Below are 24,747 nucleotides of genomic sequence, written 5' to 3'. Positions count from 1 at the left end.
TTATGGTCCCTCGCATTGCCTTTACCCCCGGTGAACCGGCCGGGATAGGCCCGGAGCTGGCAATAAAAATTGCCAGCTCTGATCGCCCCGCCACCGCTGCTCGGGCGCAAATCATCGCCATCGCCGATCCGGACCTACTACAGCAGGAAGCCGCCCGCCAGGGCAAGCCTTTGCAATTGATTCCCTTCGACAGTAATCGAGAGGCGGAACCTACACCTCCAGGCAGCCTGCATATCGTGCCGGCAACACTCGCGGAATCCGCTCTACCCGGACAGCTGAACCCCGCCAACGGTGCCTACGTACTGGAAACCCTGCACATTGCCGCCGAGGGCTGCATGCAGCGCACTTTCGATGCGTTGGTAACCGGTCCAGTACACAAGGGCGTAATCAATGAGGCCGGCGTTTCCTTCAGCGGGCACACCGAATACTTCGCAGAAAAAGCCGGCGTGGAAAAGGTTGTGATGATGCTCGCTGCCGACGACCTCCGCGTAGCCCTTGCGACAACGCACCTGCCACTAAAAGACGTTAGCGCCGCGGTTACCGGGCAATCCCTGCAGCAGGTACTCACGATCCTGCATCGGAGCCTGCGCGATCAGTTCCGCATTGAACAGCCGCGCATTGGCGTATGTGGCCTCAACCCCCATGCCGGCGAAGGCGGGCACCTGGGCCGGGAAGAAATCGATGTCATTGAGCCCGCACTGAATACCCTGCGCTCACTCGGTATCAACCTGATCGGGCCGCTACCCGCCGACACCCTGTTTACCCCACCACAACTGGCGCGCTGTGACGCGGTACTCGCCATGTACCACGATCAGGGCCTGCCGGTGTTAAAATTCAAGGGATTCGGGCGCGCAATCAATATCACCCTTGGGCTTCCGTTTATCCGCACCTCGGTGGATCACGGTACCGCCCTCAATATCGCCGGGCAGGGTATCGCTGACACAGGCAGCCTGATTGCAGCACTGAACCAAGCCATCGAACTGGCCCAGCTGCGTCAGGCTTTTTAGACCGGCTGTTTAGGCGCGCCTGTATAGAGTGGCGCGCAAACTCATATTCATACGAACGATTCCATGGACAACTTTTTCCAACATAAGGCGCGCAAGCGCTTCGGCCAGAACTTTCTTGTCGACGAAAACATTATTGAGCGCATCGTGCGCGCCATCGGCCCCAAAGAAACCGACAAACTGGTGGAAATTGGCCCGGGCCAAGGTGCTATTACCGCCCTACTGATCGACAAGTGTCCGTCGCTAACTGCGGTGGAGCTGGATCGTGACCTGATCCCAATGCTGGAATTCAAATTCCGCGACTACCCAGATTTCACCATCATTGAAAAAGATGCACTGAAATTTGATTTCGGCAGCATGGTGGAAGAAGGCGAACAGCTGCGCATTGTCGGCAACCTGCCCTACAACATCTCCACCCCTCTGCTGTTCCACCTGCTGAGCTTTCGCGGCAAGGTGAAAGACATGCACTTTATGCTGCAGAAAGAAGTGGTTGACCGCCTCAGTGCGGTACCCGGTGTAAAAGCATTCGGCCGGCTTAGCGTGATGACGCAGTATTACTGTCGTGTACAGGGACTATTTCCAGTGCCACCACAATCTTTCCGTCCGGCCCCCAAAGTCGACTCCGCTATTGTGCGCCTGGTGCCCCACCAATCACTACCGCACCCTGCAGAGAACGAAGCGCTACTAGAGCGGATTGTGAGCGTTGCCTTCCAGCAACGCCGTAAAACCCTGCGCAACGCGCTGAAACCGCTGTTCCCTGAGCTCGACCCGGAGCAACTGCCGGTGGATACCAGACGCCGCCCGGAGACCTTGAGCGTAAAAGAGTATGTGGAGTTGGCAAATTTCTGCAATAACCTGACACCTCCGCAAACCCAAGCGCAGTAAACGGGGAATACCTTGGCTACTTACGCAATCGGCGATATTCAGGGCTGCTTCGAGCCCTTACAGCGACTACTAAAAAAAGTCGACTTTAATCCGCACCAGGATAAATTGTGGCTGGCCGGTGACATGGTGCACCGAGGGCATGACAGCCTCGGCACTCTGCGCTTTCTGTACGAGCACCGCAGCCAGGTTACCGCAGTACTCGGCAACCACGATCTGCATCTGCTCGCCATCGCCCACGGTGCCAAGCGCCTCACCGATAAAGAGCACGACCTCGCGAAGATCCTGCGGGCCAAGGATGCGGATACATTGCTGGGCTGGCTGCAAAAACAGCCGCTGATGGTGCATAAAAAAGTAAATGGCAAATACTTTTCTATGGTGCACGCGGGCATACCGCCCATCTGGAGTATGAGCAAGGCTCTGGAACTCGCCGGCGAAGTACACAAAGCGCTACAGGATCCGGCAATGGCCGAAGCCTATTTCTTTGGGATGTATGGCAATGAGCCACACAAGTGGAGTGACCACCTAATTGGGGTCGAGCGGCTGCGCTCAATTACCAACTACTTCACACGTATGCGCTTTTGCAAAGAAGACGGGACTTTGGATCTGGTCACAAAACAGGGGCCGCTGGCCGCACACCACGACTACCATCCGTGGTTCAGCTTCAAGAACCGCAAGACAAAAAACGATCGGATTATTTTTGGCCACTGGGCGGCACTGGAAGGCGAAGCCAACACCAAAAATGTATACGCGCTCGACACCGGCTGCGTTTGGGGCGGCTACCTTACTGCGATGAAGATGGAAGACGAGTCGTTTTATTGCGCCGACTGCCCACTATAAATACGAGAAATATCAGCGGGAGCCGCCCCCGCCGCACAAATTTTACCCAACTGTAATTTGCACCTAGCTTCCTCCACCCTATATCCCCCTCCCAGCTACCAGATCACCCCTGACTACTTTTTTCTCCGCCCCCCTCGGGTGGGATGCCGTTTGCAGGTACCTGACCTCTAATCGATCTTCCGTTTTTGTACATGATTTCAGTCGCCCGTCGGTTTGAGGGGGCTCGTGTAACGATGGTGAAACAGCCAGCAGCAACGCAAAAATGCCGCGGCTGACAGAGAATCGACAATAGAAAAAAAAGGTCAAAGAGCATGCAAGCATCCTCACACTCCCGAGGGAGTGCCCGCCGCGTACAATTGAGTTCGCTGCTGGCCATGGCAGTCGCCGCCGCCACCCACAGTGCCGCTCAGGCGAGTACCAACTCTGAACTTTCCATGGTCAATATTCCTGGCACCATCCAGACCGCTATTGGTTGTGGTGACAACTGGCAGCCGGACTGCGCAGCATCACAGCTGACTTATGACGCGGACGATGACCTGTGGCAAGGCACCTTCACCCTTCCAGCGGGCGACTACGAATACAAAGTCGCGATCAACGGGGGCTGGGATGAAAACTATGGAGCGAACGCAGACGCAGGCGGTGGCAACATTCCACTGAGTATTGCTGCCGAGCAATCAGTAAAATTTATCTACGATCACGAGACCAACTGGATTGCCGATAACGTCAGACACACCATCGTGACTGCCGCCGGTGATTTCCAAAGCGCACTGGGCTGCCCGGATAACTGGCAACCGCAGTGCTTGCAAACATTACTGCAAGACGTAGACGGCGACGGTATTTACACATTCATTACCGATGCGATCCCGGCTGGTGATTACCAGATGAAAGCCGCGCTCAATGAGGGCTGGGACGAAAGCTACGGTGACAACGGCAACAACATTGCCTTTACTGCAGAAGCCGGCAAAGAAATCTATTTCGCGTTCGACAGCAACACCAAAAAAGTCGTAGTCAGCACCGACGGCGTTCCGCGCGGAGACCTGACCACCGACAAGGCACACTGGGTAGATGCCAGCACCATTCTGTGGCCGATCACCATGCCAGAGGGCGGTAGCGCCAAGCTGGTGGTAAGCGACAGCGCTGCACTTACTCTGGGTCCTGACGGCGTTTCCGGTGATAGCGAAATTGCGCTGACAGTAAGTGCAAATGGCGCATCCGAAGAAGCTCTCGCCAAATTCCCTCACCTCACGAATTCAACCGCCCTTACCGTGCCCGAAACTGCGGATCTGTCCGCGCTGGTAAAAGGCCAGCTGGCGGTAGCCATTTTTGATGCAGAAGGCGCAATTGTGGATGCCACCGGTATTCAAATGCCGGGCCTGCTGGATGACGCTTTTGCCTATGAAGGAACTCTCGGTGCGACTGTTGGTGAGAACGCCGTCGAATTCGCGCTGTGGGCACCAACCGCAAAATCCGTCAAGGTACACCTGTTCGACAGTGGCGATCAGTACGCACCGAGCACCAATGTGGAAATGGTAGAAAGCAACGGTGTATGGACAGCTTCCGCCAGCATTGACTGGGATCGCAAGTTCTACATGTACGAAGTAGAAGTCTACTCCTACGCGACCCGGAAGATCGAAAACAACTGGGTTTCCGACCCCTATTCCCTGAGCCTGTCCACCAACTCCTACAAGTCTCAGATCGTCAATCTGAATGATGATGACCTGAAGCCTGAAGGTTGGGACTCGGTAATGAAACCGTCTCTCGACGCGGCGGAAGACATCTCCATTTACGAACTGCATGTGCGCGATTTCAGTATTGCCGACGACATGGTGAGTGAAGAAGCACGCGGCACCTTCGCGGCGTTTGCCGAAGACGGTCGCGGTAGCCTGCACCTTGCAGAACTGGCGGCAGCCGGCCTGACCCATGTACACCTGTTGCCAGCGTTCGATTTCGCTACTGTGAATGAAGATCGCTCCGCACAGAAAACTACCGAAGACCTCAGCGTCTACGCGGCGGACAGCAGTGAGCAGCAGGCAGCAGTCAACGCGATCCGTGATGAGGACGGCTTCAACTGGGGTTACGACCCGCTGCACTTCACTGTTCCCGAAGGTAGCTACTCCACCGACCCCAACGGTGTACAGCGCATTATCGAATTCCGCGAGATGGTGCAATCCCTGAGCGATGTTGGCCTGCGTGTGGTGATGGACGTGGTGTACAACCACACCAGCTCGTTTGCTCAGTACGACAAGTCCATTCTCGACAAAATCGTTCCAGGCTACTACCACCGCCGCAACGGTGAAGGTTTTGTAGAAATGAGCAGCTGCTGCGCGAATACTGCCAGTGAGCACACCATGATGGAGAAGCTGATGCGTGACTCCATGAAGGTCTGGGCCACCGCCTACAAGGTGGATGGATTCCGCTTTGACCTGATGGGGCATCACACCAAGCAAAACATCCTCAACGTAGCATCCGATATGGAAGCGCTCACCACTGAAGCAGACGGCGTAGATGGCTCGTCCATATACCTGTATGGCGAAGGCTGGAACTTTGGTGAAGTTGTTGATGACGCACGCTTCGTGCAAGCACGCCAAGGCAATATGGCGGGTACAGGTGTCGGCACCTTCAACGATCGTATTCGCGATTCCGCGCGTGGCGGCAACCCATTCGGTGGCTTTGAGGAACAGGGCTTCAGTACCGGCCTGTTTACCGATAGCAATGGTAAATTCGGCGGTGATGATGAGCGCGCTACTCTGCTGACCCTGGCAGACAAGGTACGTATCACCCTTGCCGGCAACCTCGCAGGTTATGAGCTGGAAACCTCGGACGGCACCATCATGACCGGCGCCCAACTGGAGTACAACGGTCAGGCTACTGGCTATACCGCCGACCCACAGGAGTCGATCAACTACGTAGCCGCGCACGACAACGAGACGCTGTTTGACGGCATCCAGATCAAGGCCAACAGCTCCACCAGCCTGGCGGACCGTGTGCGCTTGCAGAACTTCAGCACCTCGCTGGTGATGTTCGCCCAGGGTGTTCCGTTCATCCATGCGGGCCAGGAAATCCTGCGCTCCAAGTCCATGGACCGCGACAGCTACAACTCCGGTGACTGGTTCAACGCTATCGACTACTCCCTTGCCACCGACAATTGGGCCGCCGGCCTGCCGATCGCCGATAAGAACGAAGACAAGTGGGACCTAATGGCACCGCTGCTGGCGAACCCGGATATTGCCCCGCAGCAGTCCGATCGCGAATTTGCACTGGCGGTATTCAAAGAGCAACTGCAGATCCGAGGCAGCAGTAAGCTGTTCCGCCTTCCAACCAAGGAAGCGATTGATTCTGTGGTGTCTTTTGCCAACACTGGCCCTGAACAGACCCCCGGTTTGATCGCCATGCACCTGAACGATCCGGCGGGCGACTTCGATGAAGAAACCTCTCAGATTCTGGTGCTGTTTAACGGTGGCGCGGAAACACAGGAGTTTACCCTCGATTCTGCTGTTGAATTGCCGTTTGCCCTGCACGAAGTACAGCAGGAATCTGCAGACGAAGCTCTGGCCGATGCAACCGTAGAAGCTGGTGTATTCACTGTTCCGGCGCGTACCACTGCGGTGTTCACTCTGGCCCGTGAGGACGACAGCTCTATCCCCGAAGACGAGGAAGAGCTGGAAGATGACCAGGGTGAGGATGAGGACAACGACTCCAGTGGCGGCGCCACCGGTTTCGCTCTTCTTGCTCTGCTCGCCGCTGCCCTGCTGCGTCGTCGCCGCTTCTTCTAATTAGCGACCCGCTATCAAGCAATAAAAAACCCGGCTATATGCCGGGTTTTTTATTGCCGTCTTTTAGACAGTTCCTTGCGAGGAGCGATTTACGGTCAAAAGCTACTTGGCATATCCCTGAGGGTTCTGCGACTGCCAGCGCCAGGTATCCTCCACCATACGCTTCAAATCAAACTCTGCTTTCCATTTTAGCTCGCGCTCGGCAAACGATGGATCGGCGAAACACTCGGCAATATCCCCTGCGCGTCGAGGAACAATCGCATAGGGTATTTCTTTACCAGCCGTTTCGGCAAAGGCCTGCACAATTTCCAGTACCGAGCTACCGCGGCCGGTGCCCAGGTTGTAGGTATAACAACCGACCTCGGTGTCATCGTTGTTCAATTTATTCAATGCTGCCAGGTGACCGCGGGCCAAATCCACCACGTGAATATAATCGCGCACTCCAGTGCCATCTGGCGTGTCATAGTCATCACCGAAAACCTGCAACTGCGGCAGGCGACCAACCGCGACCTGAGCAACATAAGGTAGCAAGTTGTTCGGAATACCCGCAGGATCTTCCCCGATGGTGCCACTTTCATGCGCGCCGATCGGATTGAAATATCGCAGCAGGGTGACTTTCCACTGATTCCCCGGTGCCTTACACAGATCGCGCAACATATCCTCGACGATCAGTTTGCTGGCACCATATGGATTGGTCGCTCCAGTGGGAAAATCTTCGCGAATAGGCACCGTCTCCGGGTCGCCATAAACGGTGGCCGAGGAGCTGAAGATCAACTCGTGGACGCCCGCCTCTTCCATCACCTCACACAGGGTGAGGGTACCGGCGACATTGTTCTGGTAATACCGCAGTGGCTTGGCAACAGATTCTCCAACCGCCTTGAGCCCGGCAAAGTGAATTACCGCTTGAATCTGGTACTGTGCGAAGACACCTCGCAGCGCCTCGGCATCGGTGATATCCACCTTGTGAAGCGGTACCGAGCGACCGGTAATCGCCTCGACACGCTGCAGGGCCTCCTCACTGCTGTTATACAAGTTGTCCACCACAACAGGCTCAAAACCGGCCTCAATCAGCTCCACACAAGTGTGACTGCCGATATACCCCGCGCCTCCGGTTACCAAAATCTTCATTTGTCCCCTAATTCCTCTTTTATTCTTCTCGACCCAGCCCAAGCAAGGGGCTTGGTGTAGAGCAAGTTCAACCGCGGTGGCGTCCCACGCGATCGCCGATGACAGATTTTACGTCATCAATGTGCTTCGCAAAACTGACGCGCCAATCGACGCATCTTGTCTCTATCCGCCTTTCAAGGCCACAGCGCTGACTATCCTGAAAGTGCGGGACCTGATAGCAGGCCCCCTGTTGCGACAGCAGCACCGTCGCGCACTCAATAGGTAATAACGATAGCGTTCCCGCTCTTCCAGCCTCACCGGAGCTATTTTGCGGGATGTATTCGCGGTCATCACACGCTGCAGCGCAGTTGGCACTCCACGGCAGGAGGCCGGTTACTGACGCGGTACGCTACAGGGAGTCGTAAACCATGTCGATATTCAATCACTACCTGGAACGCTACGAATCGATTCAGGAGGAAGAACTCACCATCCAGGAATACCTGGAACTGTGTAAGAACGACCGCAGTGCCTACGCATCGCCGGCGGAACGCATGCTGATGGCCATCGGCGAAGCCGAGCTGGTGGACACCTCCCGCGACCCACGACTCTCGCGTATTTTCTCTAACAAAGTCATTAAGCGCTACAAGGCGTTCGGCGAATTCTATGGCATGGAAGAAGCGATCGAGCAGATCGTGTCCTTCTTCCGCCACGCGGCCCAAGGGCTGGAAGAGAAAAAACAAATTCTTTACCTGCTAGGCCCGGTGGGTGGTGGCAAGTCATCCCTGGCCGAACGGCTCAAGGCGCTGATGGAGCAGGTCCCCATCTATGCCATCAAGGGATCCCCGGTATTTGAATCGCCACTGGCGCTCTTCTCGCCTACGGAAGACGGTCAGATTCTGGAAGAGGACTACGGCATCCCACGCCGTTACGTCAATACCATCATGTCGCCCTGGGCAGTGAAGCGCTTGCATGAGTACAACGGCGATATCACCAAGTTCAAGGTGGTCAAAATCCGCCCCTCGATTCTGGACCAGCAGGCGATCGCGAAAACCGAGCCGGGTGACGAGAACAACCAGGATATTTCCGCGCTGGTGGGCAAGGTGGACATCCGCAAGCTGGAAGATTTCCCGCAGAACGACCCTGATGCCTACAGCTTCTCCGGCAGCCTATGCCGGTCGAACCAGGGGTTGATGGAGTTTGTGGAAATGTTCAAGGCGCCGATCAAGGTGCTGCACCCCCTACTGACCGCAACCCAGGAAGGCAACTACAACAGCACCGAAGGGCTGGGGGCGATTCCGTTTAACGGGGTGATCCTGGCACACTCCAACGAATCCGAGTGGCAATCATTCCGCAACAACCGCAACAACGAGGCGTTCCTCGACCGTATCTATATCGTCAAGGTGCCCTATTGCCTGCGCGTGCAGGAAGAAATCCGGATTTACGACAAGCTACTGGAAAACAGCTCGCTGTCGAAAGCTCCGTGTGCGCCCGATACTCTGCGTATGCTGGCACAGTTCTCAGTACTGTCACGCATCAAGAATCCAGAAAACTCCAGTGTGTTTTCCAAGATGCGGGTCTATGACGGCGAAAACCTGAAAGATACAGACCCCAAGGCGAAGACCATTCAAGAATACCGCGACAATTCCGGTGTGGATGAGGGCATGAACGGCCTCTCTACCCGCTTCGCATTCAAAATCCTGTCCAAGGTGTTCAACTTCGACGCGACAGAAGTCGCCGCCAACCCGGTGCACCTGCTGTATGTGCTGGAGCAGCAGATTGAGCAGGAACAGTTCCCACCGGAGATTCAGGAAAATTACCTGGGCTTTATCAAGGAATACCTGGCACCGCGTTATGTGGACTTTATTGGCAAGGAAATCCAGACGGCATATCTGGAATCCTATGCGGAATACGGCCAGAACCTGTTCGACCGCTATGTGACTTACGCCGACTTCTGGATCCAGGATCAGGAATATCGCGATCCCGAGACTGGTGAAATTCTCGACCGCGCGGCGCTGAATGAGGAGTTGGAAAAAACCGAGAAACCCGCGGGTATTTCCAACCCCAAAGATTTCCGCAACGAGATCGTCAATTTTGTCCTGCGCGCCCGCGCGGGCAACCAGGGCAAGAATCCAGACTGGAGATCCTACGAGAAACTGAAAGCAGTGATCGAGAAGAAAATGTTTTCGAATACCGAAGACCTGCTGCCGGTTATTTCATTCAACACCAAGGCGTCTGCGGACGACCAGAAGAAACATGCCGACTTTGTCGCACGGATGGTGGAACGCGGCTATACCGAGAAGCAGGTTCGACTGCTCTCCGAGTGGTATCTGCGGGTGCGCAAGTCTCAGTAATTGATCGAGGTTTGTGTCTTGAAGCCCGACGGTGGCGGCCCTGCCACCGGTGGAGCTCTCCGAGACACGTCGTGACCCCATTCCTGGGGACTTGTCCGTCGGGCCCCTCCGACGGACAGTCTCGAGGAGCTCCACCGGTGCCAGGGCCTTCAGACAACCCTTCCAGCTCCGTGAGCAGCGCAGCTGGTATTGATTGCTTGGCACATCGCCGAATTGGCAACGGCTTGGGTCAGCAATATAAGGCAGTACTATGAGCTACATCATCGACCGTCGCCTGAATGGCAAAAAGAAAAGCACCGTAAATCGCCAGCGTTTTTTACGGCGGTACAAGGCACACATCAAAAAAGCCGTTGGCGAGGCCATGAACAGCCGATCGATCACCGATTTAGGTAAAGGTGAAAAGATCAGCATCCCCACCCGCGACCTCAATGAACCGATTTTCTCCAATGGCCGCGGTGGCCACATGGAGCAGGTTTTGCCAGGAAACAAGGAATTTGTCACCGGTGATCGGATTCCCCGTCCCGGACAAGGGCAGGGCCAAGGTAGTGGCGGTAGTGGTGCCAGCGATAGCGGCGAGGGAATGGACGAGTTCGCCTTCCAGATTTCGCAGGACGAATTCCTCGAGTTTATGTTCGAAGGTCTCGAGCTACCGAACATGGTGAAGCGTAAACTTGCCGGTAACGATGCCTTTCACGTCGTACGCGCTGGTTTTTGTAACGAGGGTAGCCCGGGACGACTGAATGTCGTGCGCTCCATGCGCGCGGCAAATGCACGCCGTATTGCCCTGAGCGGCGGTAAGCGTCGTAATCTTAAACTGCTGGAACAGGAGCTACTGGCAGAAGAAGAAAAGGATCCGGCGCTGCGGGACCAGCGTAAACTGGATGAGCTGCGCGCAAAAATTGAAGACCTGCGCGGCCGCGTGAGTCGCATCCCTTTCCTTGACGATTTTGACCTCAAGTACAACCTGCTGGTAAAGCAGCCGCGCCCCAGCTCCAAGGCAGTGATGTTCTGCCTGATGGATGTATCTGGCTCCATGAACCAGGCCACCAAGGATATGGCCAAGCGGTTTTTCCTACTGCTCTACCTGTTCCTGCAGCGCAGCTATGAATACACCGAGATCGTGTTTATTCGTCACCACACCAGCGCCAAGGAAGTGGACGAGCAGGAATTTTTCTACTCCCGCGAAACCGGCGGCACCATCGTATCCAGCGCGCTAAAAATGATGCGTAACATCATGCGTGAGCGCTACCCGGCCAGTGAGTGGAACATTTACGGCGCCCAAGCCTCCGACGGCGACAACTGGAATGACGACTCCAGTACCTGCCACAAAATTCTGATAGACGACATCATGCCCCACGTGCAGTACTACTCCTATGTGGAAATTACCCCGCGGGATCACCAGGCCCTGTGGGATGAATACCAGAGCGTGGCAGAGGTGTTCCCAGAACACTTCGCCATGGAGCAAATCATTGATGTCGGCGATATCTATCCGGTGTTCCGCCAGTTATTTACTCAGAAGGTTGCCGTCTGATGCTTGATACAGGACTCAACGATAAGCAGCCCATTTCCACGACCTCGGAGTGGACGTTCGAACTTATTCAGGAGTACGACCGCGAAATCGCGCTGCTGGCCAAAGAGTTTGGCCTGGACACGTACCCCAACCAGATTGAGGTCATCAGTTCCGAGCAGATGATGGATGCATATTCATCCGTAGGGATGCCGGTAGGTTACAACCACTGGTCCTTCGGCAAGCAATTCATCAGTGTGGAAAACAACTACCAGCGCGGACGCATGGGGCTGGCGTATGAGATTGTGATTAATTCCAATCCGTGTATCGCCTACCTGATGGAAGAAAACACCATGACCATGCAGGCGCTGGTCATCGCGCACGCTAGCTACGGACACAACTCTTTCTTCAAAGGCAATTATCTGTTCCGTACCTGGACCGACGCCAGCAGCATTATTGATTACCTGCTGTTTGCAAAAAACTATATTGCCCGTTGCGAAGAACGCTATGGCGTCGATGAGGTCGAGGCACTACTGGATAGCTGCCACGCACTAATGAATTACGGCGTTGACCGTTATAAGCGCCCTTATCCCATTTCCGCCCATGAAGAGGAACGTCGCCAGAAAGAGCGGGAAGAATATCGGCAGCGACAACTGAATGACCTCTGGCGCACCATTCCGAAGTTGGGTAGCGGTGAAGAGGAGGCAGCGGTACATCGTTTCCCCGATGAACCACAGGAAAACCTGCTCTATTTCATCGAAAAAAATGCTCCGTTACTGGAAAACTGGCAACGAGAACTGATACGTATTGTGCGCAAAATGGCACAGTATTTTTATCCGCAGCGCCAGACCCAGGTAATGAATGAAGGCTGGGCAACCTTCTGGCACTACACGCTACTGAACGCACTGCATGCCAAAGGTAAAGTCACTGATGGCTTTATGATGGAGTTCCTCAGTAGCCACACCAGTGTGATCTATCAGCCACCCTACGACAGCCCCTACTACAACGGTATCAATCCCTACGCACTGGGCTTCAGTATTTTTACCGACCTGCGCCGCATCTGTGAAAATCCCACTGCCGAAGATCGCGCCTGGTTCCCAGACATCGCCGGTAGCAACTGGAAAGAAACCCTGCAATTCGCGATGCGCGACTTCAAGGACGAAAGTTTTATCCTGCAGTTCCTGTCACCCAAGGTGATGCGGGACATGAAGTTGTTCTGTATTTGCGATGACGATCGCGAAAAGGAAATTGAGGTGGGAGCCATCCACAATGAGGACGGCTATCGGGATCTGAGAGCGAAACTTGCCGGGCAATACAATCTGGGTAATCGCGAGCCAAACATTCAGGTGTACTCCGTCGACACCCGCGGCGACCGCTCCATCACCCTACACCACACCCAGCATCAGCGCCGGCCTCTGGGTAAAGACACGCTCGAGGTGCTCAAGCATTTGCATCGCCTGTGGGGATTCGACGTGCATCTGCATAGCCTCAACGGCGATGAAATCACCGCGAGTTATCATTGCCCGGAGCAGGGAAGAGACCGATCGGAAATAGAAGAGTCCATGCTGGTGCCAAAGCCGATTTGATATCGGCGAGGCACCCAGACAGGTAGATCAGGCGTCCAGCAGCAAGTTGATGCGCCCTACCAGCTCCGCGCGGTCGCAACCGGCCGCAACCACCGCATCGGCACCGGCATCCAACCAGCGCTGCTGATTGTCTTCGTCTTGCGGCGCAACCAGCACCACACTCAGAGACGAAAACTCGCTGCGTGAACGCAGCATATCCAATACCTGAAAGCCGTTTACTCCTTCAAGGTTGCTATCCAGCACCAGCATTGCCGGCTTGCCGCTGGCCAGCATGGCGCCAGCGCTAAACGAATCGCTCGCCAGATCTACGTCGCAGCCTGCCTGTTGCAGTAACTGACGTCCCGCAATCATCTCCGGGGAATCGGACACCAGCAGCACTTTGCGCGTCGCGGCACCCAGTTCCGCAGGGACCGGCATGGCGTTGTCGCGCAGGAAGCTCACAAAGTCTTCCACGCAGATACGGTGGTCACCGCGGCCCGGGAGTTTGTACGCCTTGAGCTGTCCTCGCTCAATCCAGCGGATTACGGTTCGGAAATTAACCCCGCAATACCGGGCAGCTTCCCCGGTCGTAAGTACATGCACTTCGCTCATTTTATTACTTTCCCCCACGAATCGCGCATCTTGTTATTAATTGTGCTGAATTAAACCAAAAAAACAGGCGTTAATTCTATGCCTATATATGTTTAACGAACCAACCGACATTTCCCTCAATTAAAGTTTGAAAGCCACGGTTGACAGTTAAGACAGGTTAAATAAAATGGGCAGCATGTTGACCTCGACGCATTATGTCGACAAAGCACGCGCTATCTAGCCTGAACCTGCAGCCTTTTGTACCAAACTGTCACGAAATGGTTGTTATTAGGCGGCTTGCAAGCCTCTTCAGCGCACACGAGCTTGTTGGGATTCTCTCTTCACGAATACCCTAAGACCCTGGGCCCCCTTGTTTTTTCGGGGCCTTTTTTTTATCTTCCCGATCCTCCTTTTTCCTAATATTTACCTGGGCCCAAGCGTTTTTTAACGTGGTTTATCTCAGGTACAGCGGCATTTATGGCAGTTTTCGCCTTTTCTCACGTTTTGTTGATTACCGCCCATTCCACTGGCGCTGCGCAGCCATTGACGCCAGGTTCTACGCGATGAATGTCTATCTGGTCGGCGGCGCTGTCCGCGACAAGCTTCTACAACGCCCGATACACGAACGCGACTGGGTGGTAGTGGGTGCCACCGAGGACGACATGCGCAACCAGGGCTTCCGCCCGGTGGGCAAAGACTTCCCGGTTTTCCTGCACCCGGATACCGGTGAGGAATACGCACTGGCACGTACAGAGCGCAAAAGCGGCCACGGATACGGTGGTTTTACCGTGTTCGCCAGCCCTGACGTCACCCTGGAGCAGGACCTGCAGCGACGCGACCTCACCGTCAATGCCATGGCAGAAACCGAAGAGGGTGCCATCATCGACCCCTACGGCGGCCGCGCCGACCTGGAAGCGCGCACGCTGCGCCATGTATCTCCCGCCTTTAGCGAAGACCCTCTGCGCATATTGCGTGTAGCCCGTTTTGCCGCACGCTATGCACCACTGGGCTTTACCGTCGCCGATGAGACTATGACGCTGATGCGCGCCATGGTGGATGCAGGAGAGGTGGAGCACCTGGTTGCAGAGCGGGTATGGAAGGAAGTGAGTCGTGCACTCACCGAGCCGCGGCCGGATATTTTTATCAGCACGCTGCGGGAATGTGGCGCACTCAAAGTACTGCTACCCGAAGTAGATTGCCTGTTTGGTATCCCACAACCGCCGCTGCATCACCCGGAAATCGACACGGGCGATCATGTGCTGCGCGCATTGCGCCAGGCACCACCGGAACTCCCGGTGCGCTTTGCCGTGCTGGTACACGATCTCGGCAAAGGGGTTACCCCGGAGGAGGTTCTGCCGAGCCATCGCGGCCACGAAGCGGCCGGATTGCCGCTGGTAAAAGCAGTGTGTAAGCGCCTGCGCGTGCCCAACCCAATCACCGCGCTATCACTCGGCGTGTGTGAATACCATTTACATAGCCATAAAGCGTTTGAGCTGCGCCCGCAGACACTACTGAAATTACTGCGCGCGCTCGATGCGCTGCGCAAGCCGGAGCGTTTCGAGCAGTTTCTGGAGAGTTGCGAAGCCGACGCCCGCGGGCGCCTGGGACTGGAAGACCGCGAATATCCGCAAGTCGACTACCTTCGCGCAGCCCGCGATGCCGCCGCGCAGGTAGACCCACAGGCGCTTATTGCGCAGGGTTTTGCCGGCGCGGAGCTCGGCAAGGCCCTGGACCAGGCACGCCTGCAAGCCCTGACCAAATTAAAAAACACCTACGGAGCCCCCGGTCAGGACTGACCGGCAAGCGCACCAGCACCAAGTACTCCAACAGCCGACGGAACCCCAGCCATGGCCACAGTTTTGATCACCGGCGCCGCCGCACGCCTCGGGCGCGCAATCGCCGAAGAACTCCATCGCGATCATCAGGTCATTGTGCATTACCGTCACTCCAGCCAAGCGGCAGAGGCGCTGGTGGAAACTCTGAATCAGCGCCGCCCCGACTCGGCGACTGCCGTACAGAGCGAACTCGCCAGTGCCGACGACTGCCAACGCTTGGCAGAGGCCGCCCTGGAATGCTTCGGCGAAGTTTCCGTACTGGTGAACAACGCGTCCGCCTTCTACCCCACCCCCATCGGCGATGCCAGCGAGCAGCAGTGGGGTGAACTGATGGGCAGTAATTTGAAAGCCCCGTTTTTTCTCAGCCAGGCCCTGACTCCGGCCCTGGCGGATGCCAATGGCTGTATCGTCAACCTTGCCGATATTCATGCAGACAAGCCCATGCCCAGCCACACGATTTACAGTGCGGCCAAAGCAGGACTGGTAATGATGACCAAGAGCCTGGCCCGTGAGCTGGCGCCGCGGGTTCGGGTCAATGCCGTGGCCCCCGGTGCGATTCTGTGGCCGGAGCAGGCCAGTGAAGGCTATAACAAGGAGCAGATACTGGAGCGCATCCCCATGCAGCGTAGCGGTGACCCATCAGACATCGCCCGCACTGTGCGCTTCCTCGCCTGTGACGCACCCTATATCACCGGCCAGATTATTGCGGTCGACGGTGGCCGCAGCCTGAATATGTAATGCCAATATTTCACTTAAAGCTTGAGGTAACGCAGTGAGCGAAAAGCAATATATTTCCGCCCAGTCCCTGCTGGACGATTCCTACACATTGGCCCTGAAAGTCGTGGAGAGCGGCTTCCTGCCAGACTACATCGTAGGGGTTTGGCGCGGCGGAGCGCCTATCGGCATCGCAGTACAGGAAATGTTTGATTTCCTCGGCTTCCATGCAGATCACATTGCCATTCGCACCTCCTCTTACACCGGCGTTAACCAGCGTCAGAAAGAGGTGAAAGTGCACGGCCTCACCTACCTGATCAAACAGGTGGAATCCCATGAAAAAATGCTGATCGTCGACGACGTTTACGATACCGGACTGAGCATTCAGCAAGCCATCAGCGACATGCGCAAGGCGGCGAAGAAAAACACCCCGGAAATCCGTGTTGCCTGCCCCTACTTCAAACCCAGTCGCAATCAGACTGACATGGAACCGGACTACTACCTGCACGAAACCGACAAGTGGTTAGTCTTCCCCCATGAACTGAAAGGGCTCAGCATGGATGAAATCCTGGAAAACAAACAGGAACTGCGCAAGCACCAAGACAAACTGCGCGCGCTGAAAAAAAGCGACTAACCATTCACCAAACAAACCGCTCATCGCACTTCTGCCACAGCATATCGCAGAGGGTTAACCCTGCAGTCGTAAACGGGTAAAGTCGCACGACTCACAACCCTTAAGCAGGAGTGCACGATGAGCAACCCTCTCGACAATCTGTTGCGTCCGTTAGAACACAAGTCTCTGAAGTTACGCAATCGCGTGGCCATGGCCCCCATGACCCGCACCGCTTCTCCCGGCAATATTCCCAACGATCAGGTTGCGGGTTACTACCGCCGCCGCGCCGAAGGTGAAGTGGGCCTGCTGATTACCGAGGGCACTTTCGTCCACCCGGCCGGGAACGGCTATGAGAATGTGCCGGCCTTTTACGGTGACGATGCCCTGATGGGTTGGAAGAAAGTTGTCGATGGCGTACACGCCGCCGGTGGACAGATTATTCCTCAGCTATGGCATGTTGGCTCAGTGCGCAAGGAAGGCACCGGGCCGGACAAATCCCTTCCCGGTCTCTCGCCCTCCGGCCTGTTCAAGCCCGGCAAGCCCAACGGCAAGGCGATGAGTAAAGCCGACATTCAGGAAACTGTGCAGGCATTTGCCGATGCAGCCAAAGCAGCAAAGGCGATTGGTTTTGACGGTGTCGAACTGCACGGTGCCCACGGCTACCTGATTGACCAGTTTTTCTGGGAAGGCACCAACGTGCGCGACGATGAGTACGGCGGCTCACTGGAAAACCGCACCCGCTTCGCGGTGGAAATTGTGGAAGCTGTGCGTGACGCGGTGGGCGAAGATTTTGCTATTGTCCTGCGCTACTCCCAATGGAAACAACAGGATTACGATGCGCGACTGGCGCACACCCCCGAAGAACTGGAACGCTTCCTGGCACCGCTCACGAATGCCGGCGTAGATATCTTCCACGCCTCGCAACGACGCTTCTGGGTACCAGAATTTGAAGGTTCCGATATGAACCTGGCCGGCTGGACCAAAGAGCTTACCGGCAAGCCGGTCATTTCTGTGGGTAGTGTCGGCCTCGACGATGATTTTATCGGTGGCAACAACCAGGGCATGGGCGGCACCGCCAACCCCACCGGCCTGGACGAACTGACGCGCCGTATGGACAAGGGCGAATTCGACATGATTGCCGTGGGCCGCGCCCTGCTGCAAGACCCGAACTGGCTGATGAAAGTGAAACAAGGTCGCGAAGAAGAAATCGTGCCATTTACCAAAGCGGCACTGGCAAGCCTGAGCTGATCAAAAACTGGGGAGTTACGCCTTCAGAACCGGCAACTCCTCGGCAAATCAGATTTCACTTCAATTTCACCGGCAGCTTGTCACAATGTCTACTCATCCAACCTGTGACAGGCACTGCCGGTGAACACCCTCAAGATTCTCCTGGTTGAAGACAACCCCACCCTCGCCCGTCAGACCGGCCAATTCCTGGAAGGGCACGGCTGGCATGTGGACTTTGCCAGTAATGGGCAGCTCGGCCTGCAACTGGCGCTGCAGGAAATCTACGACCTGATCCTGCTGGACCTGAACCTGCCGGATATCGACGGCCTCGAAGTCTGTCGACAGCTGCGCGAGAAAGCACAATTCTCTGCCCCGATTCTTATGCTCACCGCCCGCGATGCCTTTACGGACAAGGCACGAGGGTTTGATTCGGGTGCAGATGACTATCTGTGCAAACCGTTTGACCCGCGTGAGCTGGCCCTGCGTTGCCGTGCGCTGGCACGACGCTGGGAGCTGCACCGCAATGACGAAATCCGTATCGGCCCCCTGCATGTCCACCGGCGCCGTCGCGAGGCAAGCAGAGATGGGCAAGCCCTCAAGCTCACCACCATTGCCTTCAATATCCTGTGGGAGCTCGCCTGCACCTATCCCGAGCCACTCAGCCGCGGGGAAATTGTGCATCGCATATGGGGCGATAACCCGCCCGACAGCGACGCGCTGAAATCACACATCTACAGCCTGCGACGTCAGCTGGACCGGCCATTTCCCGAGCCCATGCTGCGCACCATCAGCAGTATCGGCTTCCAGCTGGAGCAACCAAATGCAAGCTGAAACACCCCGCAGTAACCTGCAGCGCAAAGTCTTCACCCTGTTCGGTGGTTTTACCCTGCTGCTCTGCCTGATTTATTCCGGTATTGGGCTGCTCACGGCCTACGTGATTGAGGACCAGCTGCTCGACAACCTGATTATTGAAGAAGCGCGTTACATCGAACAGTCATTTCGCAATGACGGCACCCTGCCCAGCCCCCGGCTACCGATGTTTACCCTGTACACATCACCAACCGATACCCCGCCAGAATTCCTTACCGCACTGGCTGGTGAACAACGCAGAGCCGAATACTTTGTTGAAGGGCACCAGCATTTTCATTTGCGTGAACTTTCCCCCGGCACCGGTGCAATACTTGCCGCCGAAGTTGGCAGCCTACTCACCGTTTCCAACCAGTCGGACCGCCTGATCTGGCTGCCATTGGCTGCCTTTCTGCTCACCACAGCTCTGGCGCTGTGGCTCGCCTACCGGCTTGTGACGAGCGCCATTCGCCCCATCCTCAACCTGGCCCAGGAAGTTGAGCTGCAGGCAACAAGCCAGTCGCCACTGGCACTGAGTACCAGCAGTCGCCACGACGAGATCGGCTTTCTCGCACGCACCCTGCAACGCAACGTGCACGAACTCCAACAGGCCAGACAGAGGGAAGCGGAATTCACCCACGATGTCAGCCACGAACTGCGCACCAATCTGGCTATTGCCAGCAACACCCTAGCCCTTGCGCGCGATCAAGGTTTGGGTGTGGAAGAGACACGCGCGCTCAGCGACACACTCGCGACGATGAACAGAACCGTCAGTACACTATTGGCGCTGGCGCGATCCGAATCCTTCGAGCATTCCAGTTTCGACCTGCGGCCACTGGTGGAAGAGCGCCTGCTAGCGCGACGCGAGATCACCACACACCCAGATTTCCAGTTGGACATAGAATTGCCGGATACCTTACCGGTAGAGGGGCACCCACACCTTGCGGCATCGCTGCTTGACATCCTCTTCGACAATGCAATTCAGCACGCATCACAACCGGCGTTAACCATTCGCTACATGGATGGTGCACTCATTTTCGCAAACCCGGTCCTGAAAGACTTCAATACGGCTTCGCTGTTTAATGCCGGCGCGCGTGGGCCGGATAGCGAAGGCTTTGGGCAGGGGCTCTACTTGGCCAGCAGGATATTTACCGCACTGGGCTGGCGCTTTTCTGCTACTTGTGAAAACAACAAATTTTCACTCTCAGTAATGCCCGATTCACAATGCGCTGACCAGTAACGCTTGGTGAAATCAAGTTAGCCCACTTATTTCACCCGCCCTTCACCTCGTGCCGGGCAAGATCTCCCCACTACCTACAGGAGATCCACCATGCTCAAGAAAATACTCGCAACCATCCTTTGCACCGCAGCCGTTTTGTTCGGTACCGGCTTCTGGCTGAAAAGCCTGATACCCCAAGCCCCGGATCATGACGCGCTGGCGCGCACTACTATCGCGGACATCCCTTACCTCAATCAGATTCCATCAGAGAAAGAACGCGGGCGTATTCTCGTGGTGGTGAGCAGCGCTTCCAAATTCGGTGACACCGGAAAAAAGACCGGCTATGAATTCACCGAATTAGCACGCCCATACTATGTATTTAGCGCCAACGGATTTGCCGTGGATATCGCCAGCCCACAGGGAGGCGAGCCACCGGCGGTGATGGACAAAGATGATATGGGGCCGTTCGAATACGCCTTTCTCAACGATGACGAGGCGATGGATAAGCTGCGCAACAGTATTCCCCTGAAAAACGTCGTCGCGGACCAATATGAAGGTATCTTCTTTGCCGGTGGCAAAGGCGCCATGTTTGACTTCCCCGGTAATCAGGCGATCCAGAATCTGGTCATTGCACTGCACCAAAACGACGGCGTGATCGGTGCCGTCTGCCACGGCCCTGCCGCACTGGCAGATATCACACTCGATTCCGGTTCCTCGTTTCTCGATGGACGCCGTATTAGCAGCTTCACCAATGAGGAAGAGCTGTTCCTAATCCCGGATGCCGAGCAGGTATTCCCGTTCTTGCTGGAAACTCGCTTGCGCGACAACGGCGCCGTATTTGAAAAAGGCCCGCTCTATTTAAATCAGGTCAGCGCTGATGATGGCCTGATCACCGGACAGAACCCCTGGTCCTCATGGAACGTTACCGAGGCAATGGTACGCGCATTGGGTTATGAGCCTGCCCCCCGCTCCATCACCGAAACCGAGAAAACCGTGGAAATACTATTGGCTTATGAAAATGATGGCCACGAAGCAGCCAGTGAAATACTGCAGGGTTTCTTGCAGCATGCAGATGGCAACGGGGAAATCATCGATCGACGCCTGCTGGCCATGCACGGCATTGTTGCAGCCATGAAGGGAGAGATGAAAAAGTTTTTGGATATCGTGCGACTGCTGGCAAGCGCCAAATCCGCCACAAACGATACGCGCCTTTCAAGTAACTGAAGGCAAGCCATTGAAAGGCACGCATGAAAATTTCTAGCAGCTTTTTCTCGCAAGAAAACCCCTTTCAAGTACAGCTTCCTTCAAGCAAAACTCCTGCAAGCAGATCCACTGCTTGCAGGGGAAAGTTCCAGTTGGATAGTTCTGGTATCGATTATTTACCGTACCGTTCGCGATAGAGGTCGAATGTAATTTCTTTCGCCGCCTCCACCATTTCCGGATAGGGAATATCGGTCACAGTGACAAACCCGATATTGGCATTCTCACCATCAAAGGCGCGCCCGGTTACCGGCTCATCGACATACTGGAACCAGTGCGCGCCTACCATATAGTCCTTCTCCAGTACGCTGCGCATATAGGCTTTGTACATGCGCGCCCGGTCTTTCTGGCTGGCTGCACTGACAATCCCCGGATGGTAGTTGTCCGAATCGCTGGTGGCGCCAATATGAAACTCGCCAATCACCACCGGTAAATCAATGTCTTCCAAAAAGTCCCATTGGTGCGTTTGCATACCCTCTTCATAAATATTGAAGCTGAGCACGTCCGAATACTTCACCGAGGCCTTGATGATTTCATCCGGCATGCCCCAGTTGGCCATACGCGCGCCCATGTAGAGATGATCCGGCAAGTATTCCTTCAGGGTGCCGTGTACCACTTTAAAGTACTGCTCGCCAAGCGCTTCCAGCAACGAAGACAGATCCGCCACTTGTGCCTCGGTGTGCTCGTTCAGGCTGGCACCCGCGGCAAATGCTTCCCAACTTTCAAACTGGCTACCCCAGGCGCGGTTGAGCGCAGCCACAGTCCCGTATTGCGCCTGCAAGCGACGGGTAAAGGCATGCTTGGCGGGGCTGTTGGCCGCATCTTTACTCAGTGCATCCAGGATCACGCCGTAGCGTTCGGCCACCGTTCCCTCGCGCTCACCCCAACTTTTTTCGTTATCGATAAACACCCCCACACACCAGGGCGAGGCCTGCACATCGCTGGCGATGACTTCAATGGTGGCGCGGGCGCGCTCGGCAAACACCGGGTCGAAGAAGTCCGGCATTAGCCCCCAGTGATTGGTGTCGCCGGATAGCGTCTGGTAATCACCAATGATCCAGCCATTGGCAAAGTAAGGTACTTTTTCATTGGGGTAAAACGCGGGATCTACCCAGTTACCGAAGGAGGTAAATCCCCAGCTATTCATGCGCTGCAGAGTGACCTCTTCCCACTTTTTCACGTACGACTCATGTGCCGTCTCACCGTAGCGGCGCTCCAGGTTCGCGCGGTAAAAACTGTAGGTTTCCCCATGGGGAACCGGCCCTTTATGGGTAGAGCGGCGATAGCTGTAATGATCGGCCAGCGGGTGATCGTACTCGGGTAGCCAGGCAAACATGTCATGGCGCGTGTCATTGATGATGTAGCGGGAGGCGCGCACCTTATCCGAGACCTTCACAATACCCATGGAATCTTCCGGAGTGAGTTCATCCGCATGCACAACCCGCACCGACGGGTCTTTGAAGTCCACCCCGGTCAGCGTGGTGAGGTTCGACATGCGCACATTGGCTGGGCCGTGAGAGAAGAACAGGTAGCCCTCGGGGTCTACCATCCACCATTTGCCATCCACCTTCTCGGTGCGAAAGTAACCCGTTGCTTGCAACCGGGGGCCATCTTTGTAGCCACCAAAGCGTGAGCGGTCCTTCGGGCCGGTATTTTGTGCGAGCAACGCCAACTCCTGCTCCGCCAGGGCCTTGAGCTCGGCTTCCGATGCCACCTTCAGCGGTGTGTCTTTCTTGGCGGCCTGACCGAAGCGGTCCACCAGTTTTTCGGTCCAGTCCTGCCCAGCATCGGGGTTGGGTCTCAACTGAATATTGCCCACCTGCAGTTCGCGGTCTTGCAGCACACCAATGGTGAAGAACGATATTTTGGTGATCTGCGCCAAGTCCAGCGCGCCGTGCCAGGAGCGCCAAACCATCTTCAGCTCATCGGTTACCCACGGCATCGGGTTGGCCCACATCCCCTTGTCCATCGCCGCCTTTTCACCCGCCAGCGGGAAAAACACTGTGCCCTCATACCCCTCGGGCACACTCAACTCCCGGGACTGGCTCCTCCCTTGGGCATCGAACAGCTCCACATAAAAGTGCGTGGAAGCTGGCGCCAGATTGGTCACATCAAAAGCGAGATGGTAATCGTCGAGGTTGGAAAGGTCCCAGGGAGTATCCGGCACTATGCTCAGAACCGGCGTGTGGGACGCTGCTGGAAAGCGCATGCCGAGGCCCTGCGCACTGCCTTTTTCCGGCAGTTTGAGCTCCGCCCGGTCGGCCACCAGCCACCCTTGCTCGCTTGCATGCGCAAAGTCTACGATGGTGGCAGGCAGCTGTTTTAGAGCGACTGGGGCGGTAGGCTTCGAGGGGGTGGCGGAATTTTCCACCACATCATTGGCCTGCGCACCGCCGGCGCAGGCTAAGGTGACGGCAACCGCCACGGCATAGGGGAGGGACTTGAGGGCCATTTTTATTTCCTTTATCGGCTTTTTTAGGTGCTCGCGAATGCGATAGCCGAAGGATGACCCAAATGTTAATTGTCTACAATATTTCTATGCGCTCATATCAGGGCCAATCAAACGCCACAGCCCACAGTTTCTGCGATGCCTGGTCGTACTCTTCCCACAACTGCTGGTAGGTTTTGCCCTGAACCGGGTGCATGTCCGTTGGCGCCACCTCGGAGAGCGGCAGTAATACGAATGCATTCTTCAGGATTTCGTCGCGCGGCAGTGCGACACCATCCACGTCTCCAGCCACATCATCGTAAGTGAGAATATCGATATCCAATGTTCGCGCACTGAACTTCGGCCCACTGCGCACACGGCCGTTGGCATCTTCGATATCGCGCAGGCGCAGGGCCAGCTCGCCGACCGATAAATCCGTATCGATCGCCGCTACCAGGTTATAAAAATTATCGCCCTCGAAGCCCACCGCTTCGCTTTCGTAAACCTGGGACATCTTCAGGTCACCAAAGGCTTCCACCAATGCGTCCATTGCGGCACACAAGTGTTTTTCACGGTCAATGTTACTACCGAGACTCAGGTAGACAATTGCCATTGATCAGACCTCCACAGCCTGTTTTTTACCACGTTCTATGATGACACCCACATCGCGCGCGCCGCGCACGGCGCCCGGCTTGGAAAGACGCAGGCGCAGCCAGCTCACATTGAATTCGCTGCGCACAATCTCGGCGGCCTGTTCCGCCATGGTTTCCACCAGCAGAAACTCGCTGCCTTCGATAAACGCGATCAGGCGTTTGGCAACGGCTTTGTAATTCAGCGTGTGTTCGATATTGTCCGTGCGTGCGGCCTCACGAATATCGAACGCCATTTCGATATCGAGACTCACGGTCTGGCGCACTTCCCGCTCCCAGTCGTAAATGCCAATAATGGTTTCGACTTTCAAATCACGGATGTAAACGATATCCAA

The 24,747-nt window shown here is 55.8% G+C and carries 19 protein-coding genes; 14 read left to right on the top strand and 5 right to left on the bottom strand.

Going from position 1 to position 24,747, the window contains the following annotated elements:
* The first annotated feature begins 2 nt into the window (after positions 1–2).
* The 4 genes from pdxA to pulA all read left to right on the top strand — a co-directional run bounded on the left by pdxA (position 3) and on the right by pulA (position 6,499).
* Positions 3–1,007, top strand: coding sequence for a 4-hydroxythreonine-4-phosphate dehydrogenase PdxA (gene pdxA / locus Mag101_RS02050; protein WP_077400091.1), 1,005 nt, complete (start codon positions 3–5; stop codon positions 1,005–1,007).
* A gap of 63 nt (positions 1,008–1,070) precedes the next feature.
* On the top strand, positions 1,071–1,889 hold the full coding sequence (gene rsmA / locus Mag101_RS02045) for a 16S rRNA (adenine(1518)-N(6)/adenine(1519)-N(6))-dimethyltransferase RsmA (protein WP_077400087.1): 819 nt from the start codon (positions 1,071–1,073) through the stop codon (positions 1,887–1,889).
* Positions 1,890–1,901: 12 nt separating this feature from the next.
* Positions 1,902–2,726: a symmetrical bis(5'-nucleosyl)-tetraphosphatase gene (locus Mag101_RS02040; RefSeq protein WP_077400085.1), complete on the top strand. Its 825-nt coding sequence runs from the start codon at positions 1,902–1,904 to the stop codon at positions 2,724–2,726.
* A 311-nt stretch (positions 2,727–3,037) separates the two neighbouring features.
* Positions 3,038–6,499 (top strand): pullulanase-type alpha-1,6-glucosidase, encoded by a 3,462-nt coding sequence (gene pulA / locus Mag101_RS02035; protein ID WP_232325099.1) that lies wholly within the window; start codon positions 3,038–3,040, stop codon positions 6,497–6,499.
* Between the two features lie 102 nt (positions 6,500–6,601).
* Here pulA and galE read toward each other — a convergent pair whose 3' ends face one another.
* On the bottom strand, positions 6,602–7,627 hold the full coding sequence (gene galE, locus Mag101_RS02030) for a UDP-glucose 4-epimerase GalE (RefSeq protein WP_077400082.1): 1,026 nt from the start codon (positions 7,625–7,627) through the stop codon (positions 6,602–6,604).
* A 407-nt stretch (positions 7,628–8,034) separates the two neighbouring features.
* On the opposite strand from galE, the gene Mag101_RS02025 reads away from it, so the two are divergent.
* The 3 genes from Mag101_RS02025 to Mag101_RS02015 all read left to right on the top strand — a co-directional run bounded on the left by Mag101_RS02025 (position 8,035) and on the right by Mag101_RS02015 (position 13,050).
* Positions 8,035–9,957: a PrkA family serine protein kinase gene (locus tag Mag101_RS02025; protein ID WP_077400079.1), complete on the top strand. Its 1,923-nt coding sequence runs from the start codon at positions 8,035–8,037 to the stop codon at positions 9,955–9,957.
* A 250-nt stretch (positions 9,958–10,207) separates the two neighbouring features.
* Positions 10,208–11,488 (top strand): YeaH/YhbH family protein, encoded by a 1,281-nt coding sequence (locus tag Mag101_RS02020; protein ID WP_077400076.1) that lies wholly within the window; start codon positions 10,208–10,210, stop codon positions 11,486–11,488.
* Complete coding sequence (locus Mag101_RS02015; protein ID WP_077400073.1) at positions 11,488–13,050, top strand: SpoVR family protein; 1,563 nt, start codon at positions 11,488–11,490, stop codon at positions 13,048–13,050. Before Mag101_RS02020 ends, Mag101_RS02015 begins: the two co-directional genes overlap by 1 nt.
* 27 nt (positions 13,051–13,077) lie before the next feature.
* Here Mag101_RS02015 and Mag101_RS02010 read toward each other — a convergent pair whose 3' ends face one another.
* Positions 13,078–13,641 carry a response regulator gene (locus tag Mag101_RS02010; protein WP_077400071.1) on the bottom strand — a complete coding sequence of 188 codons (564 nt, stop codon included), beginning with the start codon at positions 13,639–13,641 and terminating at the stop codon, positions 13,078–13,080.
* 542 nt (positions 13,642–14,183) lie between these two features.
* Here Mag101_RS02010 and Mag101_RS02005 point away from each other — a divergent pair.
* The 7 genes from Mag101_RS02005 (at position 14,184) to Mag101_RS01975 (ending at position 21,298) form a co-directional block, all read left to right on the top strand.
* Positions 14,184–15,416 (top strand): multifunctional CCA addition/repair protein, encoded by a 1,233-nt coding sequence (locus Mag101_RS02005; RefSeq protein WP_077400068.1) that lies wholly within the window; start codon positions 14,184–14,186, stop codon positions 15,414–15,416.
* A gap of 51 nt (positions 15,417–15,467) precedes the next feature.
* Complete coding sequence (locus Mag101_RS02000) at positions 15,468–16,193, top strand: pteridine reductase (RefSeq protein ID WP_077400066.1); 726 nt, start codon at positions 15,468–15,470, stop codon at positions 16,191–16,193.
* A 34-nt stretch (positions 16,194–16,227) separates the two neighbouring features.
* Positions 16,228–16,803 carry a phosphoribosyltransferase gene (locus tag Mag101_RS01995; RefSeq protein ID WP_077400063.1) on the top strand — a complete coding sequence of 192 codons (576 nt, stop codon included), beginning with the start codon at positions 16,228–16,230 and terminating at the stop codon, positions 16,801–16,803.
* Between the two features lie 117 nt (positions 16,804–16,920).
* Positions 16,921–18,030, top strand: a complete 1,110-nt coding sequence (locus Mag101_RS01990) for an NADH:flavin oxidoreductase (protein WP_077400060.1) — start codon at positions 16,921–16,923, stop codon at positions 18,028–18,030.
* A gap of 120 nt (positions 18,031–18,150) precedes the next feature.
* Positions 18,151–18,840, top strand: coding sequence for a response regulator transcription factor (locus Mag101_RS01985; protein ID WP_077400058.1), 690 nt, complete (start codon positions 18,151–18,153; stop codon positions 18,838–18,840).
* Positions 18,830–20,095, top strand: coding sequence for a sensor histidine kinase (locus tag Mag101_RS01980; protein WP_077400055.1), 1,266 nt, complete (start codon positions 18,830–18,832; stop codon positions 20,093–20,095). The genes Mag101_RS01985 and Mag101_RS01980 overlap by 11 nt, the downstream gene beginning before the upstream one ends.
* A 90-nt stretch (positions 20,096–20,185) precedes the next feature.
* Positions 20,186–21,298 (top strand): type 1 glutamine amidotransferase domain-containing protein, encoded by a 1,113-nt coding sequence (locus Mag101_RS01975; protein WP_077400053.1) that lies wholly within the window; start codon positions 20,186–20,188, stop codon positions 21,296–21,298.
* 151 nt (positions 21,299–21,449) lie between these two features.
* Here the strand turns inward: Mag101_RS01975 and Mag101_RS01970 are convergent, their stop codons facing one another.
* The 3 genes from Mag101_RS01970 to folB all read right to left on the bottom strand — a co-directional run bounded on the left by Mag101_RS01970 (position 21,450) and on the right by folB (position 24,747).
* The gene (locus tag Mag101_RS01970) at positions 21,450–23,786 is read right to left on the bottom strand and encodes an agarase (protein ID WP_077400050.1); all 2,337 of its coding nucleotides are present in this window, start codon (positions 23,784–23,786) and stop codon (positions 21,450–21,452) included.
* Positions 23,787–23,883: 97 nt separating this feature from the next.
* Entirely contained in the window at positions 23,884–24,375 is a 492-nt protein-coding gene (gene folK, locus Mag101_RS01965; protein ID WP_077400047.1) for a 2-amino-4-hydroxy-6-hydroxymethyldihydropteridine diphosphokinase, read from the bottom strand.
* Between the two features lie 3 nt (positions 24,376–24,378).
* The gene (folB, locus tag Mag101_RS01960; RefSeq protein WP_010133381.1) at positions 24,379–24,747 is read right to left on the bottom strand and encodes a dihydroneopterin aldolase; all 369 of its coding nucleotides are present in this window, start codon (positions 24,745–24,747) and stop codon (positions 24,379–24,381) included.

It is taken from the genome of Microbulbifer agarilyticus, assembly GCF_001999945.1.
Taxonomy (GTDB): domain Bacteria; phylum Pseudomonadota; class Gammaproteobacteria; order Pseudomonadales; family Cellvibrionaceae; genus Microbulbifer; species Microbulbifer agarilyticus_A.
This window is presented reverse-complemented; position numbering and strand designations above follow the sequence as displayed.